Origin of the sequence: Inhella proteolytica (genome assembly GCF_016093275.1) — a bacterium.
GTDB lineage: Bacteria > Pseudomonadota > Gammaproteobacteria > Burkholderiales > Burkholderiaceae_C > Inhella > Inhella proteolytica.
Genome location: NZ_JAEDAK010000007.1, coordinates 102,972 through 118,603, shown reverse-complemented (window position 1 = coordinate 118,603; position 15,632 = coordinate 102,972). Strand labels below are relative to the sequence as shown.

Annotated in this window: 14 protein-coding genes; 11 read left to right on the top strand and 3 right to left on the bottom strand. The window is 69.9% G+C overall.

The features are described from left to right. Position 1: 1 nt before the first annotated feature. On the bottom strand, positions 2-2,680 hold the full coding sequence (locus I7X39_RS11830) for a zinc-dependent metalloprotease (RefSeq protein WP_198111364.1): 2,679 nt from the start codon (positions 2,678-2,680) through the stop codon (positions 2-4). A 171-nt stretch (positions 2,681-2,851) separates the two neighbouring features. On the opposite strand from I7X39_RS11830, the gene I7X39_RS11825 reads away from it, so the two are divergent. Both I7X39_RS11825 and fabG read left to right on the top strand, forming a co-directional pair. Further along, complete coding sequence (locus tag I7X39_RS11825; RefSeq protein ID WP_198111363.1) at positions 2,852-3,436, top strand: YqiA/YcfP family alpha/beta fold hydrolase; 585 nt, start codon at positions 2,852-2,854, stop codon at positions 3,434-3,436. Then, positions 3,433-4,176, top strand: a complete 744-nt coding sequence (gene fabG / locus I7X39_RS11820; RefSeq protein WP_198111362.1) for a 3-oxoacyl-ACP reductase FabG — start codon at positions 3,433-3,435, stop codon at positions 4,174-4,176. Before I7X39_RS11825 ends, fabG begins: the two co-directional genes overlap by 4 nt. Here the strand turns inward: fabG and I7X39_RS11815 are convergent, their stop codons facing one another. Next, positions 4,177-4,845 carry a CatA-like O-acetyltransferase gene (locus tag I7X39_RS11815; RefSeq protein WP_198111361.1) on the bottom strand — a complete coding sequence of 223 codons (669 nt, stop codon included), beginning with the start codon at positions 4,843-4,845 and terminating at the stop codon, positions 4,177-4,179. Continuing rightward, on the bottom strand, positions 4,845-6,977 hold the full coding sequence (locus tag I7X39_RS11810; RefSeq protein WP_198111360.1) for a prolyl oligopeptidase family serine peptidase: 2,133 nt from the start codon (positions 6,975-6,977) through the stop codon (positions 4,845-4,847). The genes I7X39_RS11815 and I7X39_RS11810 overlap by 1 nt, the downstream gene beginning before the upstream one ends. A gap of 145 nt (positions 6,978-7,122) precedes the next feature. Between I7X39_RS11810 and I7X39_RS11805 the strand changes: the two genes are divergently transcribed. The 9 genes from I7X39_RS11805 to I7X39_RS11765 all read left to right on the top strand — a co-directional run bounded on the left by I7X39_RS11805 (position 7,123) and on the right by I7X39_RS11765 (position 15,629). Beyond that, positions 7,123-8,661, top strand: coding sequence for a methyl-accepting chemotaxis protein (locus I7X39_RS11805; protein WP_198111359.1), 1,539 nt, complete (start codon positions 7,123-7,125; stop codon positions 8,659-8,661). 81 nt (positions 8,662-8,742) lie between these two features. Continuing rightward, positions 8,743-9,513: an oxygen-binding di-iron domain-containing protein gene (locus I7X39_RS11800; RefSeq protein WP_198111358.1), complete on the top strand. Its 771-nt coding sequence runs from the start codon at positions 8,743-8,745 to the stop codon at positions 9,511-9,513. Positions 9,514-9,782: 269 nt separating this feature from the next. Beyond that, positions 9,783-11,804, top strand: a complete 2,022-nt coding sequence (locus I7X39_RS11795; RefSeq protein ID WP_198111357.1) for a ribonuclease catalytic domain-containing protein — start codon at positions 9,783-9,785, stop codon at positions 11,802-11,804. Further along, a complete protein-coding gene (locus I7X39_RS11790) occupies positions 11,801-12,679 on the top strand; it encodes an energy transducer TonB family protein (protein WP_198111356.1) in 879 nt (292 codons plus the stop codon). Before I7X39_RS11795 ends, I7X39_RS11790 begins: the two co-directional genes overlap by 4 nt. Then, the gene (gene aroE / locus I7X39_RS11785; RefSeq protein WP_198111355.1) at positions 12,676-13,515 is read left to right on the top strand and encodes a shikimate dehydrogenase; all 840 of its coding nucleotides are present in this window, start codon (positions 12,676-12,678) and stop codon (positions 13,513-13,515) included. Before I7X39_RS11790 ends, aroE begins: the two co-directional genes overlap by 4 nt. Next, positions 13,509-14,237, top strand: a complete 729-nt coding sequence (mtgA, locus tag I7X39_RS11780) for a monofunctional biosynthetic peptidoglycan transglycosylase (RefSeq protein WP_232351903.1) — start codon at positions 13,509-13,511, stop codon at positions 14,235-14,237. Before aroE ends, mtgA begins: the two co-directional genes overlap by 7 nt. Beyond that, on the top strand, positions 14,234-14,545 hold the full coding sequence (locus I7X39_RS11775; protein WP_198111354.1) for a nuclear transport factor 2 family protein: 312 nt from the start codon (positions 14,234-14,236) through the stop codon (positions 14,543-14,545). The genes mtgA and I7X39_RS11775 overlap by 4 nt, the downstream gene beginning before the upstream one ends. Beyond that, on the top strand, positions 14,542-15,141 hold the full coding sequence (locus I7X39_RS11770; RefSeq protein ID WP_198111353.1) for a hypothetical protein: 600 nt from the start codon (positions 14,542-14,544) through the stop codon (positions 15,139-15,141). Before I7X39_RS11775 ends, I7X39_RS11770 begins: the two co-directional genes overlap by 4 nt. Continuing rightward, positions 15,138-15,629: a TlpA family protein disulfide reductase gene (locus I7X39_RS11765; protein ID WP_198111352.1), complete on the top strand. Its 492-nt coding sequence runs from the start codon at positions 15,138-15,140 to the stop codon at positions 15,627-15,629. The genes I7X39_RS11770 and I7X39_RS11765 overlap by 4 nt, the downstream gene beginning before the upstream one ends. The last annotated feature ends 3 nt before the right edge of the window (positions 15,630-15,632 follow it).

Here is a 15,632-nt window from a genome sequence, read left to right as displayed (position 1 = left end):
ATCAGACGCGCGACATCGACGCGCGCAGCGCTTCGGTCAGCGCCGACAGGGACTCGGCCACATGGGCGCGGGTCTCGACGGAGCCGCCCTTGGCGGACGCGGCCTTCAGGTCGGCCTGCAGCTGCGTGGCATGCCAGCGCACCAGGGCCAGGGCGTCGGCCGGCAGCGGGCCGCCCTTGGTCAGCAGCGTGGTCAGGCGCTTCAGGTGCTCGCGCTGCAGATTGCGGCGCAGGCGCTCGATCTCGGCACCCGTCTTGAGCTCGCTCCACACGGCGCCCTGGATGCTGCCGTAGACCTCGGCCAGGCTGATGGCGCCCTTGCGGTCCTTCTCGGCCAGGTAGCCGGGCAGGTCGAGCAGGCGCTTGGCGGTGGCCGGGCTCATCAGGCGGTCGAGTGCGCCGAGCTGCAGGCGCGCCACGGCGCCACCGATATCAGCCAGGCCGCCGCGATCCCATTCGTTGTAGTCCACGCGCAGGTTGCTGATGAACTCGGGCTTGAAGCGGAAGCTGTCGGCGCTGAACAGGCCGCTGGTGAGCGACTTCAGGGCCTCGCGCTGCTTGGCGGGTGCGATCGGCTGGAAGGCCGGACGACCGGTGGTGCCGGGCAGGTCACGCAGGGCCGTCATGCCGCCCACGTACTTGGCTGCCGACTCGGCGCCCCGGCCCAGTTGCTGGAAGCCCGAGAGCAGCACGCGGCGGGCGCGCAGCGGGTCGTCGCCCGGCTTGAAGCCGCGCTCCTGCACGCGGTCCCACAGCTCCTTGCTCAGGGCCAGGCGCTTGGTGAAGTAGGCCAGCGGGTCGTCGCCCAGGTCGAAACGGTTGGCCAGCGGGTCCATGCCGTCGTACGGGCCGCCCACACCGGCGTCCATGTCATCGGCGTAGATCAGCTGCGGCTCGGTCGAGCGCGAGGCGATCTTGGCCAGCTCGGCCTTTTCGGCGGCCGGGTCGATCGGCTTGTAGGCGTACTCGATCGCCCAGTAGTCGTAAGGGCCCAGGGTGGTGTTGTTGAAGGAACCGGTCTTCTCGCCCTTCAACGGCACGTTGTAGGCGTTGTAGTCCATCACCGAGGCGGAGATGCCGTTGGCTTCGGTGAAGGCCTTGTCCTGCAGCTGGGCGCGCGTCACCACCGTCGAGGCCTTGAAGTTGTGCTTCAGGCCGAGGGTGTGACCCACCTCGTGCATGATGACGTCCTTGATGACCGAGTTCACGAAGGCCTCGGCCTCGGGGCTGTCCGGGGCGATGTCGCCGCGGGCCTCGAGGATGTCCATCGCGAAGTTCATCTCGGCGCTGGCCTCGTGCGCGTAGTTGCACTGCGCGGCAAAGCGGTTGCCTTCCTTCCAGCCCTGGGTCAGCGCGGCCAGCTTGCTTTCGCTCGACTGACCCTGCGTCAGCACGTCTTCCACCAGGAAGCGGCGCGAACCGCGGGCGAACACATCGCTCATGCCGATGTCGGCATCGAGGATTTCGCCGGTGCGCGGGTCGGTGTGGCTGGGGCCGATGGCGAAGCCGACATCGGCGCCGACGAACCAGCGGATGGACGCATGGGTGGCGTCCATGTTGTCCCAGTTGGCGTCGTCAGGCTGCTGCTTGGCCACCACGGCGTTCTTGAAGCCGATCTTCTCGAAGGCCTTGTTCCACTCCAGGATGCCGGCCTCGACGGCCTTGCGGTAGCGCGCCGGGATGTTCTTGTCCATCCAGTAGACGATCGGCTGCTTGGGCTCGCTCAGGGCGGCGCTCGGGTCCTGCTTCTCCAGGCGCCAGCGGTTCAGCAGGTGCACCCGGTTGTTCGGGTTCACATCCGAGTCCAGATCGACGTAGGACTCCATGAAGTGACCCAGGCGCGGGTCGATGGGGCGCGTCGCGGCGGGCTCATCCGGCAGGGCGCGGAAGTTGTAGACGTAGTCCACGAAGAAGCTGCGCGGATCCGGCACGGACTGCGGCGGCGTGGGCATGGGCACCGGCGTGGGCATCAGCGGCGGAGCCGGGATGCGCGCGGTGGCGAAGTGCATGCGGCCGGTCAGCGTGGCCAGCTGGGCTTCGGCGCGCGTGGCGGCGAAGCTGGAGTTGGACTTGTCCAGGCTGTAAGGCAGGCGATAGGCGTATTCCAGGCGCGTGCTGTAGCCGGGGATGTCGGACAGCAGGAAGCTGGCATCCACCAGGAAGCTCTTGCGCTCGGGGTGGTCGGCGCTGGCCACGCTGGTGGCGCCAATCAGGCTGGGCGAGAAGGCCTGCGCCACCGACTCCTTGCCCTCGCCCTTGGCGCGGAACTTGTTGTTGACGGCGATCAGCTGCAGCTGACGGCCCACCAGGCGGAACTCGGCCATGGTGTCCGGGCCCATTTGGCTGGCATACATGCCGCGCTCGCCGATCGAGTTGGCGATGTTGACGGTGAACAAGAAGGGCTTGTTCAGCATCGCGCGCGGGATTTCGAGCAGGACCTTCTCGTCCTTCTTCCAGATGCTGAACAGGCCTTCCTGGCTCTTGAAGTCCTTGGAGATCTCGGCGAAGGGCTTGAGCGCGGTCGGGTCCGCCGGGGGGCGGGGCGCGGCGGCGGCCGGAGCGGAGGCACCGCCATTGGGCGTGGCCGGCGGGGTCTGCGCCTGGGCTTGGCCCAGGCTCAGCAGCGCCAGGCTCAGGGCCGAAAGAGCCCAACGCGGGGCGGACTTCAGCTTGGTGTTCATCGAGGGGGTGTCCTTGGTCATAGCGGCCCCACCCGGTCGGCGGGGGCCAAAAGCGCGGCACTGTCCCAGCGGCACCCGTGAGCGTCAAGGCGGGCAACCCGCAGTGCGGATGGTCATGTTCCGCGCGCAGGGCCAAAGCGTAATTTCTGCCTGCCTACACTGCGGTTGGTCATGATCCTCACCCACCTGCTGTACCTGCACGGCTTTCGCTCCAGCCCGCAATCCGCCAAGGCCCAGCGCATGGCGCAATGGGCGGCTGAGCAAGCCGGCCTGCACTTCCTGGCCCCGGCCCTGCCCCCCTCACCGCGCGCGGCCTTCGCTCTGATCGAACAGCTCACCGCAGCCTGGCCGGCCCAGGGCGCGGCCGTGGTGGGCAGCTCGCTGGGCGGCTTCTATGCCGCCGCGCTGGCCGCACGGCGGGCGCAGTGGCGGGTCGGCCTGCTCAACCCCGCCGTGGACCCGGCGCGCGATCTGGCCGCCTACATCGGCGAGCAGCGCTACTGGCATCGCCCGGAAGAGGCCTTCTACTTCCAGCCCGAGTACGTGGACGAATTGCGCGCCCTGCGGCCCGACACCCTGCCCCAACCCACCCGCTGGTTTGCCCTGTTGGCCAAGGGCGACGAACTGCTGGATTGGCGTGAGATGCTGGCGCGCTACGGCCTGGGGCGGGTGCTGCTGCTCTCGGCCTCCGACCATGCCCTCAGCGACTTCGAGCGCTGGCTCCCCGAACTGACCCGACACCTGCAATCCCCATGAAGCGATTCACCGACCGCGTCGCCCTGATCTCCGGCGCCGCCCAGGGCATTGGCGAAGCCACGGCCTTGCTGTTTGCCGCGCAAGGCGCCCGCCTGGTGCTGCTGGACCTGCACGCGGAGAGCCTGGCCCGTGTGGCCGAGGGCTGTGCCGCACAGGGCGCCGACGTCATCGCCCAGCCCGGCAGCGTGGCCGAGCGCAGCGCCTGGGATGCCGCCGTTGCGGCGGCGCTGGCACGCTGGCAGCGCCTGGACATCCTCATCAACAACGCCGGCATCACGCGCGATGCGCGCTTCGAGCACATGGGCGTGGAGCAATTCGACGCCGTCATCGACGTCAATCTGCGCGGCGTCTTCCATGGCGCCCAGGCCGCGCTGCAGCCGATGCTGGCCGCCGGCCGCGGTGCGATCGTCAACACCAGCTCGGTGGTGGGCCTGCACGGCAATTTCGGTCAGACCAATTACGCCGCCGCCAAGGCCGGCGTGATCGGCATGACCAAGACCTGGGCGCGCGAGTTCGGGCCGCGCGGCATCCGCGTGAACGCGGTGGCACCGGGCTTCATCGCCACGCCGATGACGGCGGCCGTGCCGGCCAAGGTGACCGAGAAGATGACCGCCGCCGTGCCCCTGCAGCGCCTGGGCGCGCCCGAAGACATCGCCAACGCCTACGCCTTCCTGGCCAGCGACGAAGCCGCCTACATCACCGGCACGGTGCTGGAAGTCAGCGGCGGCCTCTCGATGTAGTCACCAGAGCTGGCCGGGCTCGGCCAGCAGCGCCTCGAGCGCCTGCACCAGGTGGCCGGCATGCACGCCGTCCACCAGCGCGTGGTGGATCTCCAGGTTGAAGGCCATCTCGGTGCGCGTGTCGTCCACCGGGCAGAAGCGCCCGAAGGCGACACGCGGCGTGCCCTCATCGAAGGCCGCCGTGTGCGCGTGCTCGAAGTGGGTGAAATCAAGCCACGGCAGCGTGGTCGTGTAGAGGCAGCCGCGGTGCGCCTGGCCCAGGCCCCAGTCGGTGCCGGGCTGGCGCGCCGCCGCCATGGCAGCGCGCGCCGGCGCCACGAAGTCGCGCAACTTCGGCGCCCAAGGCAGATAGGCGATGGCAAAGCTGTCGTCGTCACGCACCAAGGTGATGGAAGCGTCCAGACTCGGCCACTCCACCGCCCCCCCCTCGGGCGTGAGGCGCTGCCGCAGCGCCGGCACCGCCAGCGTGGCCTGCAGCAACGCATGGTGGTAGGCCAGCATGGGCGTCAGGTCCGGGCAGTCTTCCTGCCAGATGCGCACCGCGCGCCGCAGCGGCCCCACGTCCAAGCGAGTAGTGAAGCCCCAGCGCGGCTGCTTGGCCGCGCGGTAAAAGGCATGGGCCTGGGCGCGCGGGCCGGCGCCCGGGTCGATGACAACGGGCGTGACCATCACTTCGCCGGCTGGTAGGCCGGGTGGCCGAACTGCCACAGGAAGAAGCTCCACACATCGGCCTGCTCGTCCAGCTGCGAGCTGATCGACGAACCCATGCCGTGGCCGGCCTCGTAGTCCACGCGCAGCCACACGGGCTTGGCGTTCGCGTTCTTGGCGGTGGCGGCCTGCAGGCGGGCCGCGAACTTGCTCGGCATCCAGGCGTCCACGCGGGGGTCGTTGGCGCCGGTGGTGACGATCACGGCCGGGTAGGCCTGACCATCCTTGACGCGGTGATAGGGGCTGAGCGCATACATGGCCTTGAAGTGCTGCGGGTTCTTGACCGTGCCGAACTCGGCGATGTTGGGCGCGCCGTTGGGCGTCAGCTCCATGCGCAGCATGTCGCTCACCCCCACCGCGGCCTGGGCCGCGGCGAACAGCTGCGGCGCCTGGTTGATGGCGCCGCCGATGGTGATGCCACCGGCCGAGCCTCCCGTGCCGGCCAGCAGCTCCGGGCTGGTGTAGCCCTTGTCGATCAGGTACTGCGCGCAGGCGATGAAGTCGCTCACCGTGTTCTGCTTGTTGACGATGTGCGCGCCCTGGTGCCAGGCCTCACCCAGCTCGCCGCCACCGCGCACATGGCAGACGGCGAAGCGCCCGCCCTGCTCGGCCCAGGCCAGGCGGCTGGCGCGGAAGCCCGGCTCCATCACGATGCCGTAGGCGCCGTAGCCCGTCAGGATGGTGGGCCGCGCCACCATCGCGCCCTTGGGGCTGATGATGGACAGCGGCACCTCGACGCCGTCGTGGCTCTTGACCATCACGCGCTCGGCGCTGATGCCGGTCACGTCCAGCCCGCTGGGGGGCTGCAGGTTGACGGCGCGCGGCATGCTGCCGGGCTTGAGCACCAGGGTCTGCGCCGGCTGGGTCCAGCCCTCCAGGCGCACCAGCCACTCGCCGCCGTCCAGCGCGGCCATCTCGCGCACCGTGCCGTCAAAGGGCAGCAGCAGGCGTTCGGGCTGCGCACCTTCCTTCAGCGGCACGCGCGTCAGGCGGCTTACACCGGCATCCAGGCCGCGCACCAGCAGCTCACCCTCGCCCTTGTCAAACTCCAGCAGCACCTGGCTGCTGGCCGGCAGCAGGGTTTGCGCCGCGCCGCCCGCCACCGGGTAGGCCAGCAGTTCTCGGCGTGGGTCCTTGGCCTGGCTGAGCGCCACCAGGCGGTCGCCATCCAGCGCGGCCTTGGTCACCCGGTCCTTGGGGCCGATGACGCGCTTCCAGGGCGCTGCAGCGCCGTCCTTCAGCACCGCCTCCAGGGGCGCGGCGTAGTAGCTGCGGTCCACGGCGTCGCCGTGCAGCACCTCGGCGAGCGCCCACTTGGACTGCTTGCTCACAACCACATAAGGCAGGTCGGCGATCTGCCACTTGCTCTTCGGAGCGCCCCAGCCGAACACCAGGCGGTCGGCCTCCGTGCTGCCCAGGCGGTGGAAGTAGACGGCGCTCTTGTTGTAGCGCTCCTCGGCCGGGTGGCGGTTGTAGAAGAAGCCGCTGCCGTCCGCCAGCCAGGACACGCCGTACTGGTTGAGGCCGGCGTGGGCGATGCGTTCAGACAGAAGCTCGCCGCTGGCCACATCCATCACCACCAGGGTGCTGTTCTCGCTGCCGCCCGCCGAGAGGCCCAGCGCCACCCGCTTGCCGTCGGGCGAGGGGCTGTAGAAATCGATCGAGTGCTTGCCCGGCATGCCCGGCACGGCCAGGGGGTCGAGCAGCTGGCGCTCCACCCCGTCCACACCCTGGCGCAGCCACAGGCGGCGCTGGTTCTGGCCGGGCTCGCGCTTGAGGTAGAGCACCTGGCCCGCCGACGGGGTGTAGCCCCCGGTGATGACGCCGGCATCGGCCAATTGCCCCAGGCGCTCGCGCAGGGCCTGGCGGCCTGGCAGCGTCTTCAGGCCCACCGCGGTGAATTCGGACTGCGCCTTCAGCCAGGCCTGGAACTGGGGCGAGGCCATGTCCTCCATCCAGCGGTAGGGGTCGGTCACGGTGACGCCGTGGTAGCGGTCGCGGACCGGCTTCACGGGGGTCTCGGGGTAGGCGGAAGCCAGGGCCTGTGCGGCCGTGGCCAGCAAGCTCAGGGCCAGGAGAGTCGAACGGTTCATGGTCGGTGGCGCCGGTGCAATGTCAAAGCCGGGCAGTGTAGGAAGCCCCGGCGGACCCGTGCAAACCCCCTCCCACTTTGGATCCATTGACAAGGCTCGGCGGCTCCCTTCTCATCCGTCTCCCCCTCCCGCCTGGGTCTCCACCATGAAACTGAAACGCAAGCTCCCGCTGGTTGTGGCGGCCGTGCTGGCCCTGGTCTTTGTTGCCGCGCTGCTGGGCATCTACCAGCTCAACAGCGCCGTGAGCACCTTCACCACCGAGGTGCAGGCGCATACCGAGAACGAGCGCCTGGCCGCCGCCATGGCCAGCGGCTTCAAGACCCAGGTGCAGGAATGGAAGAACACCCTGCTGCGCGGCAAGGACCCGAAGCAGCTCGACAAGTACTGGAGCGCCTTTCGCAAGGAAGAGACGGAAGTGGCCGAGCGGGCAAAGCAGCTCGTGGATCGCCTGCCGGCGGGTGAGGCCAAGGATCTCGTCCAGCGCTTTGCCCAGGCCCATGCCACCATGGGCCAGAAGTACCGCAGTGCCTTCGAGCAATTCAAGGCCGCCGACCATGACCACACCGCTGGCGACAAGGCGGTGCAGGGCATGGACCGTGAGCCTGCCAAGCTGATCACCGAGGTGGGCAGGAAGATTCAGGCCGACAGCCAGGAAGCCGCCAACGCGGCCGCCGCCGCGGGCCGGCGCGCCACCCAGATCAGCCTGATCCTCATGGCGGTGGCCAGTGCCGTCGGCATCTGGGCAGGCCTGGCGCTGAGCCGGTCCATCACCCGGCCGCTGCAAAAGGCCGTCAGCGTGGCCCAGACCGTGGCGGGGGGTGATCTGAGTGCCGACATCGACACCCGCGGCGACGACGAGCTGGCCGAGCTGATGCGGGCCTTGCAGGACATGGGGCACAAACTGGCCGAGGTGGTGGCCACCGTGCGCGACTCCTCGGAGTCGGTGGCTGGCGCCAGCACGCAGATCGCCAGCGGCAACCAGGACCTGAGCCACCGCACCGAGCGCCAGGCCGCCAGCCTGGAGGAAACCGCTTCCTCAATGGAAGAACTCACCAGCACGGTGCAGCTCACGGCCGAGAGCGCCCGCCAGGCGACGCAGCTGGCCCAGGGCGCCTCGCAGGTGGCCGTTCAGGCCGGCCATGTGGTGGAGCAGGTGATCCAGACCATGCGCGGCATCGACGAGAGCAGCAAGCGGATCGCCGACATCATTGGCGTGATCGACGGCATTGCGTTCCAGACCAACATCCTCGCCCTGAACGCCGCGGTGGAAGCCGCACGAGCCGGCGAGCAGGGCCGCGGCTTTGCCGTGGTGGCCAGCGAGGTGCGCGCCCTGGCCGGCCGCAGCGCCGAAGCGGCGAAGGAAATCAAGGCCCTGATCGGCACCAGCGTGGAGCGCGTCGAACAGGGCTCGCAGTTGGTGGGCCAGGCCGGCGGCACCATGGGCGAGGTGGTCACCGCCATTCGCCGCGTCACCGACATCGTTGGCGAGATCAGCAGCGCCAGCCAGGAGCAGAGTCTGGGCGTGGCACAGATCGACCAGGCCATCAGCCAGATGGACCAGGTGACGCAGCAGAACGCCGCCCTGGTGGAAGAAGGCGCCGCCGCCGCCGAGAGCCTGCGGGTGCAGGCGCGGCAGCTGGTGGAGACCGTCTCGGCCTTCCGCCTGCGGCGCGGCAACGCCTGAAGCCCGGCGCGGCCGCTTGACGGCCATCAACACCTCCGGACGCGCGCCTGCCTACAGTGTTCCGCGGTTCCGGAGGTCAATTTGGCGACGATTCTTTTCAAGCAGGGCAGGCACCAGTGCCTGATGTTTTCCGAGCTCAGCGGCAGCGAGGGCGTGCAGTCCAACCAGTTCCTGCTGGTCAATGGCGGCACCGGGGCCATCCTGGATCCCGGCGGCAATCTGGCCTACAACGAGCTCTTCCTCGGCATGGCCGAGCACTTCCCGCCCCAGCGGCTTGCGGCCATCCTGGCCTCGCATGCCGACCCGGACATCATTGCCTCGCTTGACCGCTGGCTGACGGCCACCGAGGCCACCGTCTACATCTCGCGCCTGTGGGAGCGCTTTGCGCCGCACTTCTGCAAGCCGGGCAAGACACGCGGGCGCATCCAGGGGCTGGACGATGCCGGCGCACGGCTGCGACTGGGCCAGGGCGACGACGCCTTCGAGCTCTGGGCCCTGCCCGCCCACTTCCTGCACGCCGAGGGCAATTTCCACTTCTACGACCCGGTCAGCCGCATCCTGTTCTCGGGAGATCTGGGGGCCTCACTGGGCGGCGCGGTGGACCCGACGCAGCGCGTGCGCGAGCTCGGCCCGCAGCTGCGCCACATGGAAGCCTTCCACCGGCGCTACATGGTCTCGAACAAGGTGCTTCGGCTGTGGGCGGACATGGTCAGCCAGCTGCCCATCGACCTGATCGTGCCCCAGCACGGCGCGCCGCTGGAGGGCCCGGCGGTGCAGCAGTTCATCGACTGGGTGCGCGAGCTGTCCTGCGGCATCGACCTGATGGGCAGCGCGCAGTACCAGCTCCCCTGAACGGCGCTACAGGCGCTCCTCGCCCTGCTGGCCGCCAATGGCCATGAAGACTTCGTTCACGAGCTCGCGCTCCAGCGGGCTGAGCTCGGGGCGCCAGATTTCGAACAGCAGGATCACGCGCAGCTGCTCGCTGGGGTTCCAGGCCTCGCGCGCGATCGCATTGCCAAGTGGGCACCGGGCGTGGACCTTGCCCGGGTGATCGGCATGGGCGCGGATTCCTACGGAGGCCCACCCGGCCGCCCCAGGGCCTTCGGAGACAATCCGGCCCCATGTTTGTGTTGTTCGATGACAGCGGCAGGGCCCAGGCCGGCCGCATCCTTTCCGAGGCCGATGCATCGCTGCAGGTCGAGCTGGACAGCGGCAAGCGCGTCAAGCTCAAGGCCCAGCAGAGCCTGCTGAAGTTCTCGGCCCCCAATCCGGCCGAGCTGCTGCGTGCCTCGGCCGATTTGTGCGCGCAGATCGACCTCGATCTCGCCTGGGAGTTCGCGCCCGAGGGCGAGTTCGGCTTTGCCGATCTGGCGCGCGACTATTTCTCCGACAAGGCCAGCGCCACCGAACAGGCCGCCGCCTGGCTGGCCCTGAGCGGTGCCCCGCACTATTTCCGCCGCGCCGGCAAGGGCGGGCAGTTCAAGAAGGCGCCGCAGGAGCAGGTGCAGGCCGCGCTGCTGGGCATCGCCCGCAAGAAGGAACAGCAGGCCCAGATCGAGAGCTGGGCCACCGAGCTCGCCGCCGGCCGCTGCCCCGAAGCGATTGCGGCGCAGATCTACAAGCTGCTCTTCAAACCGGACAAGAACGGCCCCGAATACAAGGCCCTTGTGCAGGCCGCGCTGCAGGCCAAGAAGGCCCCGCTGGACCTGCTGACCGCTGCCGGCGCCATCGGCAACCCCTACCAGTTCCACTGGCAGCGCTTCCTATTCGAGCAATTCCCTAAGGGCACCGGCTTCCCCGAGCTGCAGGCCCCGGCCATAGGGGAGCTTCCGCGTGCGGCCGTGGCAGCGTTCTCGATCGACGACAGCAGCACCACCGAGATCGACGACGCGCTCTCGGTGCAGGGCTTGGGCAGCGGCACGGTCACCTTCGGCATCCACATCGCCGCGCCCGGCCTGGCCATCCAGCCCGATGCCGCCGTCGACGCGGTGGCGCGCACGCGCCTGTCCACCGTCTACATGCCGGGCTGGAAGATCACCATGCTGCCCGACAGCGTGGTGCAGGTGTACACGCTGACCGAAGGGCGCGACTGCCCGGCACTCAGCCTGTACTGCCAGTTCGACGAGGCGACGCTGGAGCTCAAGAGCACCGAGACCCGCATCGAAGCGGTGCCCATCGTGCGCAATCTGCGCCATGACCAACTGGACGGCGTGATCACCGAGGCCAGCCTGACCGGCGCGGCCCCGGCCGACTACGAGTTCGCCGCCGAGCTCGCCTTTGCCCACCGCCTGGCCCGGCACCTGAAGGCCGGCCGCGAGCAGGTGCGCGGCAAGCCGGAGAACTTCAACCGGCCGGACTACAGCTTCAAGCTGGAAGGCGAGCGCAGCGAACCGCCGCGGGGCGACGAGACCGTGCACATCAGCCAGCGCGCGCGCGGCACGGCGCTGGACCTGATCGTGGCCGAGGCCATGATCCTGGCCAACAGCCGCTGGGGCGCCTGGCTGGCCGAGGTCGGCCTGCCGGGCCTCTACCGCAGCCAGGCCAGCCTGGCGCCGGGCATCAAGGTGCGCATGGGCATCAAGCCCCTGCCGCACGCCGGCATGGGCGTGGCCTGCTACGCCTGGTGCACATCGCCCCTGCGCCGCTATGTGGACCTGGTCAACCAGTGGCAGCTGATTGCTGCGGTGCGCCACGGCCAGACGGCACCGCTGGTGGCGCCCTTCAAGCCCAAGGACGCGAACCTGTTCGCCATCCTCTCCAGCTTCGACGCCGCCTACAGCGCCTACAACGGCTTCCAGAGCCAGATCGAGCGCTACTGGACGCTGCGCTACCTGCAGCAGAACGGCATCAGCGAGCTGACCGCCACCACGCTGCGCGATGGCCTGGTGCGCGCCGATACTCTGCCCCTGGTCTTCAAGGCCCTGGGCTGCGAAAGCCTGGAGCGTGGCGCCGCCGTCAAGGTGCGCGTCACGGGCATCGACCTGCTGACGCTGGAGCTGCACGCCAATCTGCTGGAGCGCATGGAAACCGCTCCTGTCACCGCTGAAGAGGCGGACGAGGGCGAAGACGAGGCCGCGGCCGCCCCGCTGGCCATCGCCGTGGACCTGGCGGACGCCGAGACCGAGGCCCCAGCCGGCGCATGAAGCTGCTGCAGCGCGCCCAGGCCCAGCCCTTGCACGCCGCCCTGGCGGCTTCGGCGCTGCTGCACATCGCCTTGCTCTTCGTCCAGCTGGCCACGCCCGGCAGCGCGCTGCGCAGCTGGGCCGAGGAACGGCTGGAGGTCATCCTCGTCAACACCCAGGGCGAGCGCGCCCCCACCAAGGCGCAGGCCCTGGCGCAAGCCAACCTCAGCGGTGGCGGCGATTCCCCGGCGCCCGAGCGCGCCCAGTCGCCCTTGCCGCCCTCCACCGAGATGGAGCTGGGCGACGCCATCGACCCCAGCCAGAAGAAACGCGTGCAGGAGCTGCGCCAGCAGCAGCGCCAGCTGCTGGTGGAGGCACGCCGCGAACTGGCCAAGCTCCCCCCGCCCGACCCGCAAGAAGAGGCCGCCAGCCCCGAGGGCCGTGCGCTGGCCGAGCGGCGCCGCCAGCTGCTGGCCTTGATGGCGGAGATCGAGCGGCGCGTCAACCAGGACAACAGCGGGCCGCGGCAGCGCTTCGTCAGCCCCGCCACCCAGGAGGTGGTGTACGCGCGCTATTACGACGCGCTGCGCCGTCGCATCGAGGCGCGCGGCACGGCCGATTTCCCCACCCAGCAGGGCCGCCGTCTCTATGGCCAGCTGACCATGACCCTAAGCGTCAATGCCGAAGGGCGCCTGCTCGGTACCGAGATCGTGCAGCCTTCGGGCAACAACCTGCTGGACCGGCGCGCCGTGGCCATCGTGCGCGCCGCCGGGCCCTTTGGTGCCTTCAGCAAGGAGATGCGCCAGGAGGCGGAGATCCTCGTCATCAGCGCCCGCTTCAGCTTTGACCGCGACAAGGGCCTGCACACCGCCCTCGAAGCGCCCGCCTCGCCATGAACGAACTGCCCTTCTACGCGGTGCTCGGGCACCCGATCGCCCACAGCCGCTCGCCGCGCATCCACGTCGCCTTTGCCACCCAGACAGGCCGGCCCCTGCGCTACGAAGCCATCGAGGCCCCGCTCGACGGCCTGGCCGCCACCCTGCACCGGCTGCACGCCCAGGGCCTGCGCGGCTGCAACATCACCCTGCCCTTCAAGCCCGAGGCGCTCGCGCTGGCGCAGCGCGCCAGCGAGCGCGCGCGCCGTGCCGGCGCCGCCAACACCCTGGGCTGGGACGACGCCGGCCTGCTCTGGGCCGACAACACCGATGGCCAGGGCCTGGTGAACGACCTGCTGGAGCGCGCCGGCTTCGCCCTGGCCGGCCGGCACCTGCTGATCCTGGGCGCGGGCGGCGCCGTAGCCGGCTGCCTGGCGCCGCTGATCGCTGCCGGGCCGGCCTCCATCACCCTCAGCAACCGCAGCGCGGACAAGGTGCAGGCCCTGATCGAGCGCCACGCCGATCTGGGCGTGACCCTGCACAGCCTGCCTTGGGGTGCCGCGCCGGCGCACGCTTTCGAGGGCGTCATCAACGGCACCAGCACCGCCCTGGGCGGTGGCCAGCTGCAGCTGGCACCGGGCCTGTTCGCGCCCGAAGCCTGGGCGCTTGACATGGTCTACGGCCCAGCCGCCGCCGGCTTCCTGCAGGCCGCGCAGGCGCAAGGGGCACGGGTGCGTGACGGCCTGGGCATGCTCGTCGAGCAGGCCGCGCTGGCCTTCGAGGCCTGGCAGGGCCTGCGCCCGGACACCGCCCCCGTGTTCGCCGCCCTGCGCGCCGAGGTGCCCCAGGCATGCTGAGGCCCATCGGGATATTGGGACGCTGGCTGCTGCTGCTGGGCCTGGCCGTGTTGGCCCTGCAGCTCTATCTGGCCGGGCGCATCCTGCTGATGAACGTGCTGGACCCAGGCTCCACCACTTTCCAGCGCAGCGAGGCCCTGCGCATCTTGCGCACCCAGGGCCAGCTGCCCTGGCGCCAGGACTGGCAGGACCTTTCCGCCATCTCGCCCCAACTGGCACGCGCCGTCATCGCTTCCGAAGACGCCGGCTTTGTGGACCACAGCGGCATCGACTGGGACGCCGTGGACAAGGCCTGGGAGCGCAACGAAAAGGCCGAAGCGCGCGCCGCCAAGCGCGCCCAGGCCAAGCCAGCCAAGGTCGTGGGCGGCTCCACCATCAGCCAGCAGCTGGCCAAGAACCTGTTCCTCAGCGGAGAGCGCAATCTGGCCCGCAAGGCCCAGGAGGCGCTGATCACCCTGGAGCTGGAGCTCTTCCTCAGCAAATCCCGCATCCTGGAGATCTACCTGAACCATGTGGAGTGGGGCGAGGGCGTGTTCGGTGCCGAGGCCGCCGCGCGCCACTACTTCCGCATCCCCGCCAAGCAGCTCGGCAGCGCCCAGGCCGCCCGCCTGGCGGTGATGCTGCCAGCCCCCAAGCGCTTCGAGAAGCGCCCCGGTTCGCCCTACCTGAGCGGCCGCACCGCCACCATCCAGGCCCGCATGCCGGCGGTGGAGCTGCCATGAGGGACACCCTGTTGGCGCTGGAAGACCGGCTCGCCCGGGGTCAGGACTTCGAGCGCCTGCTGCATCCCGAGTTCTTCGAGTTCGGCCGCAGCGGCCGGCGCTGGAGCCGTGCCGAGGTGCTGACCGAACTGAGCGGCGCGGGCGAAGCACCCTTGCGCAGCGACGTACAGACCATCGAACTGGCGCCCGATTGCTGGCTCTTAAGCTGGTGCAGCACGGGCCCCCGCCCGGCCTGGCGCAGCTCAATCTGGCAGCATGGCGCGGCCGGTTGGCAGCTGCGCTTTCACCAGGCCACCCCCATCCCATGAGTCTTGAACTGGAAATTGCCCAGGCCAGCGCGCGCCTGATTGCCGAGGAGGGCCTGCCCTGGGGGCCAGCCAAGCAGCGCGCGCTGCGCGATCTGGGCCTGCCCCCGCGCACCGCCCTGCCCGGCAACGAGCTGGTGGAAGAGGCACTGCGCGAGCACCTCAGCCTGTTCCAGGCCGACACCCAGCCGGCCGAGTTGCGCACCCTGCGCGAACTGGCGCTGCGCTGGCTGGAACGCCTGGCCGAGTTCGAGCCCCTGCTGGTGGGTGCCGCCTGGCGGGGCACGGCCAACCGCTTTTCCGACCTGCACCTGGAACTCTTTGCCGACGACCCCAAGGCGCCCGAGATCGCCTTGTTGAACCTCGGCGAGAACCCCGAACCCGGACCGCAGGGGCGCGATGCGCGCGGACAGGATCTGCAAAACCTCGTCATCTGGCTGCGCCCGCCGCCCGGTTTCAGCCAGCCCGTGGCCCTGCATCTGGCCGTGCTGGACCCGCGCGAACGCCGCGGCGCCCTGCTGCCCGACGCGCGGGGCCAGACCTGGCGCGGTGACGCCGCCGGCCTGCGCCGCCGCCTGGCCGAAAGTGAGGCTCCATGAAACGCCGCCAGCTCCTGCTGGGTCTGCCCAGCGGCCTCGCAGCCGCCCTACCTGCCGGGGCCGCCCCCGAAGACAAGCTCTGGGCCAGCCGCTTCGCCCGCCCGGGCGGGGACGAACTGGTGATGCAGGAGCTCAAAGGGCGCTGGCTGTTCGTCAACTTCTGGGCCACCTGGTGCGCCCCGTGCATCCGCGAACTGCCCGACCTCGACGCCTTTGCGCGCACGAACACCCAATGGACGGTGCTGGGCCTGGCCATTGACGGCCCCACGCCGGTGCGTGAGTTCTTGGCCAAGCGCCCGGTCGGCTTCGCGATCGGACTGGCCGGGCTGTCGGGCAGCGAACTGGCGCGCCACTTGGGCAACAAGACCGGCGCCCTGCCCTTCAGCGTGGCGTTGAACCCGCAGGGGCGCATCGTGTGGCGGCGCCTGGGTGTCACGCACCCGGCCGATCTGGAGAAGTTGGCGGAGCTGCCCCAGAGCAAGGGTTAACCC

Excerpts from the sequence above, each read along its gene's own strand:
- I7X39_RS11790 (WP_198111356.1), top strand. The coding sequence starts at position 11,801 with ATGAAGCTGCTGCAGCGCGCCCAGGCCCAGCCCTTGCACGCCGCCCTG.
- I7X39_RS11770 (WP_198111353.1), top strand. The coding sequence starts at position 14,542 with ATGAGTCTTGAACTGGAAATTGCCCAGGCCAGCGCGCGCCTGATTGCC.
- I7X39_RS11810 (WP_198111360.1), bottom strand. The coding sequence starts at position 6,977 with ATGAACCGTTCGACTCTCCTGGCCCTGAGCTTGCTGGCCACGGCCGCA.
- aroE (WP_198111355.1), top strand. The coding sequence starts at position 12,676 with ATGAACGAACTGCCCTTCTACGCGGTGCTCGGGCACCCGATCGCCCAC.
- mtgA (WP_232351903.1), top strand. The coding sequence starts at position 13,509 with ATGCTGAGGCCCATCGGGATATTGGGACGCTGGCTGCTGCTGCTGGGC.
- I7X39_RS11765 (WP_198111352.1), top strand. The coding sequence starts at position 15,138 with ATGAAACGCCGCCAGCTCCTGCTGGGTCTGCCCAGCGGCCTCGCAGCC.
- I7X39_RS11815 (WP_198111361.1), bottom strand. The coding sequence starts at position 4,845 with ATGGTCACGCCCGTTGTCATCGACCCGGGCGCCGGCCCGCGCGCCCAG.
- I7X39_RS11795 (WP_198111357.1), top strand. The coding sequence starts at position 9,783 with ATGTTTGTGTTGTTCGATGACAGCGGCAGGGCCCAGGCCGGCCGCATC.
- I7X39_RS11825 (WP_198111363.1), top strand. The coding sequence starts at position 2,852 with ATGATCCTCACCCACCTGCTGTACCTGCACGGCTTTCGCTCCAGCCCG.
- I7X39_RS11805 (WP_198111359.1), top strand. The coding sequence starts at position 7,123 with ATGAAACTGAAACGCAAGCTCCCGCTGGTTGTGGCGGCCGTGCTGGCC.
- I7X39_RS11830 (WP_198111364.1), bottom strand. The coding sequence starts at position 2,680 with ATGAACACCAAGCTGAAGTCCGCCCCGCGTTGGGCTCTTTCGGCCCTG.
- I7X39_RS11775 (WP_198111354.1), top strand. The coding sequence starts at position 14,234 with ATGAGGGACACCCTGTTGGCGCTGGAAGACCGGCTCGCCCGGGGTCAG.
- fabG (WP_198111362.1), top strand. The coding sequence starts at position 3,433 with ATGAAGCGATTCACCGACCGCGTCGCCCTGATCTCCGGCGCCGCCCAG.